This window comes from Chryseobacterium sp. FR054 (genome assembly GCF_056844565.1).
This window is the reverse complement of sequence record NZ_JBXDSA010000014.1, coordinates 1-4,344: the sequence shown is the minus strand read 5'-3', so window position 1 is coordinate 4,344 and position 4,344 is coordinate 1. Positions and strand designations below refer to the sequence as shown.

Annotated in this window: 1 protein-coding gene and 1 pseudogene; both read left to right on the top strand. The window is 43.0% G+C overall.

Annotated elements, in window-relative coordinates:
- Positions 1-1,274, top strand: a 1,274-nt coding sequence (locus tag AC106S_RS24040) for a T9SS type A sorting domain-containing protein (protein ID WP_482442515.1), incomplete at its 5' end; no start/stop codon positions are given.
- A 12-nt stretch (positions 1,275-1,286) separates the two neighbouring features.
- Positions 1,287-4,344, top strand: a pseudogene (locus tag AC106S_RS24035) (hypothetical protein); the annotation flags it as partial.

Here is a 4,344-nt window from a genome sequence, read left to right as displayed (position 1 = left end):
GAAAAGGACTGGATAAAAAAGACGATTCCAGAGGAGGATCGGATATCTGGCTGGTAAGGCTGAATGAATTCGGAGATGAATTATGGCAGAAAACATTGGGAAGTGCTTCCGATGAAGAAGCCAGAGCGGTCGTTCAGACCACCGACCTGGGATTCTTTGTCGCCGGAAATGTACAGAATTCCTCCAAAGGCTATGGCTCCAAAGATGCCTGGATCATCAGACTGGATAAAAACGGGAATGAACTTTCGCAGTTGATTTTAGGCGGCAAAGGCCTGGATGAAGTAGAGAAAATGATTCCTACGAAGGATGGCGGCGTATTGCTAGGGATGTATTCCAGAAGTCATAAAACTAACATGGGTAATCAGCAATCGGGAATGAGTAATGGAGTTTCAACGGGAATTTCGGTTACCGGTAATTCATTATCAGCTGTTTCAAAGCAGACCGAAAATTTCGGTGAAGGCGATTACTGGATCGTAAAGCTGGATAAAAACGGCAAAGTGGAATGGGAAAAGAACTACGGAGGAAAAGGTGATGACCATCTGAGAACACTGGCTTTAACTTCTACTGGCTACCTTATCGGTGGAGAATCCCGGTCCGAAAGATCAGGCAACAAAACCACGGGAATAGAAGAAGGAACCGATCTGTGGCTCGTTGCTTTAAACGAAAGAGGAGAAGAACAGTGGCAGAAATCCTACAATTTCGGGAACCGTGATATCCTGATGGGGATGAGTGTGATCCATTCCGCGGATGATAAAACCTCCAAAGGCATTTTACTGGGCGGTTACACTCAGGCCGAAGGAAGAATAGAAAAAGATGATGAAACCTTCTGGATGCTGTACCTGGATCAGAATGGCAATGAGCAGTGGAGAAAGCATGTTGCGGGAGAAAACAGGAAGAAAGAAGAAAGGCTTTCAGATATTAAGCTGAACAGGGACGGCTCCATTATCCTTGCCGGAACCAGTGCCGAAGAACTCGGGAAAGAGAACTGGAAGATCGTGAAGCTGGGAGACAGTCAGATCGATAAGCTGATCCAGAAGCAGGACATCAAAATTTATCCGAACCCTGTTACCGATTATGCCTATGTAGAAATAGGTATGGATTTCAGGGAAGCGGATATTGTGGTGTATGATATGGGCGGAAGACAGCTTCAGAGTGTGAAGACAAAAAATAAGGTGACTAAGATCAACACCCAGCCTTTGGTTCAGGGGGCTTACCTGGTGGTGATCAAAACCGATACGAATAAAACTGCAAATGCAAAACTGATCAAGAAATAAAAAACCAATTCCATGAAGAAGATTATATTTGTGCTTAGCCTGTTATCCATGTGCTCTGTCTCCGGGCAGGAAGATGTGGTTAAACGGATCAAGGCACCCGAAGCTAACACATTATCCAAATTTGTCAATACTCCTGAAGGTGATTATACAGGCACCGCAGGCTTTTCAATTCCCCTGTATGAAATTAACATCAACGGTTATACCCTCCCCCTGAGCCTGAAATATCATGCCAGCGGCATACAGGTGGATGAAGTATCCGGAAAATACGGATTGGGATGGCTGTTAGACCTGGGGGGAATCAGCCTCAGCTATCAGAAATACGGGAAAGAAGATACCAATTTATGGGTTCCGGGAGTAACAGATCTTGGGTGGCTGAATATTGTGGATACCCCAATGAATAAATTTGCCTATTATGCAAGTGTTTCACTTTTCCCGGAAGACTCCCAGCCTGATATTTTTGAATACCAGACCCCTAATCATTCAGGAAAATTTTCAATCTATCATAAACAGATCATTAAATTCCCTCCATCGGATATAAAAGTCGATCAGAATTTTTTAAATACCGCTTTCACTTCTTTAAACGGGTTAAAAAATCTTACTCCCTCCATTACCGATACCAACGGAGTCATTTATACATTCGGCAGCCCCAATATTTCCTATGCAGACCTGTCCAATAGTCCCACTATCGCCGTGGGACAGATGTATTCCTCGTTAAACTGGAACATCAGTACGATTAAAACACCCAATAACGATGAAATCAGCTTTTCCTATGAAACCAATAGCTACAACTACCTGCACAACATCCGTTACAGCAGAGATATAACAACTGAAATAAGGCAGGAACCCAATTCTGTGGGCTCTTCCTGCTATACCTCCGGTTCAGGCACCTGGGCGGATAAGATTACCAACTCGGTAAAGGATAACCTGCTAAAAACAATTACCTTTCCCGAAGGAAAAATTGAACTGGTCTACAACAATAAAACCACTGAGCCGAGAAATGACATTCCCGACCAGAGATTCTTAAAAGAAATCAATGTTTACAGCCACAATAATTTAATAAAAAACATCAGGCTTAACTACTCCTATTTTTCCACTTTGGCAGCAACTTCAGGGGCTGCCCTGACCACGGAGCAGAAGAATACGGAGAACAGGCTGCGGCTGGATAATGTAATCGATAATACCACGGGTAAATATGAAATTGATTATTATACGCCTGCCGCAGATGAAGAATTACCCAGCAGGTTAGCCTCTAAAGACTACTGGGGATTTTATAATGGTGAATCTCCGACCGATAATGATATTACCCTAATTAATTATGACGGAAAAACATATGGTTCAACGAACAGACAATCAAAATTACACTACACTGAATTTCTGTCTCTTAAATCCTTAAAATATCCTACCGGCGGTATGCATTCCATTGAATACGGACTGAATGACTATTATGTAGGCGGTACAGTCCGGATAGCTGATTCCATTAACACAAGAACTTTCTCCGGGGATAATATAACGGCTCCAGGTTTGTTTGGAACCGAAGAAGTCAATATCGATAATGTGACCCCGGGAAAACATACCCTGGTGTTTGGAAGCAGCCAGACCATTCCTTCCAATCCCGACCAGGTTATCCAGGGTGAAAACTATATGCATTATATCATGCAGCTTTATGACAGTAACAACCAGCTGATCTATACCACTTCATCCGCGGTAGAATCAGTTGCTGATTTTTCACTTGCCGGCGGAAATTACAAACTGAAGATCAGCAAAACACATCATTATAACGATGCCCCCAACCATCATTATGAACTTGTACTGGTAAGCAGGATACCCCGGTATTCAATGATCAAGAATGCTTTTTCAGGCGGCTTACGGACGTCCCGGTATAAGATAACGGATAACCAGGTATTAAAATATGATGTGTCTTTCGATTACAAAAAACCCAATACCGACAGATCAAGCGGGGTATCATTTTCACCCCTCACCACCTCGCTGATGGTAAGCTATAAGCCCAAGATGAATAATACTGCTGAGGGCTCACCTCCTACGCCAGCCTATAATGAATCATGCGAAAATTATATGTTAACCAACGACAACAACGGACTGAACTTAAATATTGTCGGAAAAGGAAGTGTAGGATATCAATACGTTACCAAAAAGATCCATTCCGTAGAAAATAGCTCAGCCTATTCCATTGTGAAGAAATTCTATGTAGACTATGATTCCAGCTTTAATCAGGTGACGAATTATGAAACATTGGGCGAACTGGTGGCTCCCCGTTTTCTCTCCAGTAAAAATGGCTCCGTTTTAAAGGAAACTTATTTTAATGACGCCAACGACAGTATTAAAACTGTAAAGTATGAATATGCCTATGATAACCACTACAACAGGCTAAGCCCAATACCGGAACTGGACGAGGATTATGTATTGTCAGGAAGTGCTTACGGCAGGATTTCGTTTAAGCATAAACCGGGAGCGATGTTTATTCAGAATTCGACGACCTACGGGGCTCCCTATTACAATTACGGGGCATACAGATATGTCGTTCCTTCCACATGGGTCAGGCTGATGAAAAAAACGACGGACGAAAAGCTCAACGGTAAATTCTTCACTACCGTTACAGATTATCATTACAGTCCGGATTATCAGCATCTCAACCGTATCCGTGAAGTGACGGCTTCTCCGGACGGCACAACAGATCAATCCATGGTTTCTTTTGCTGCTGAGAAAAACAACCCGTTCCTGATCGGTAAAAATATGATCGGGATCCCGTTAGAAACAGAGGTCATAAAGAACAGCAAAACCCTGTCCAAAAAAGAGAGCTTATATCCGGTAAACCAGTCGGAAGCAGATGCAAAAACTTCAGGATTGGCTCTTCCTTATAAGATCAGTTCAACAGGACTGTTAAATACCGTTTCTACGGAAGTGACCTATGACCGGTATGATGCCAAAGGCAATCTTCTTCAGTATACCACAAAAGACGGAATACCTGTAACTATCATCTGGGGATACAACACTTCTCAGCCCATAGCTAAAATCGAAGGAGCCCGGTTACAGGATATCCCGCAAAACCTGA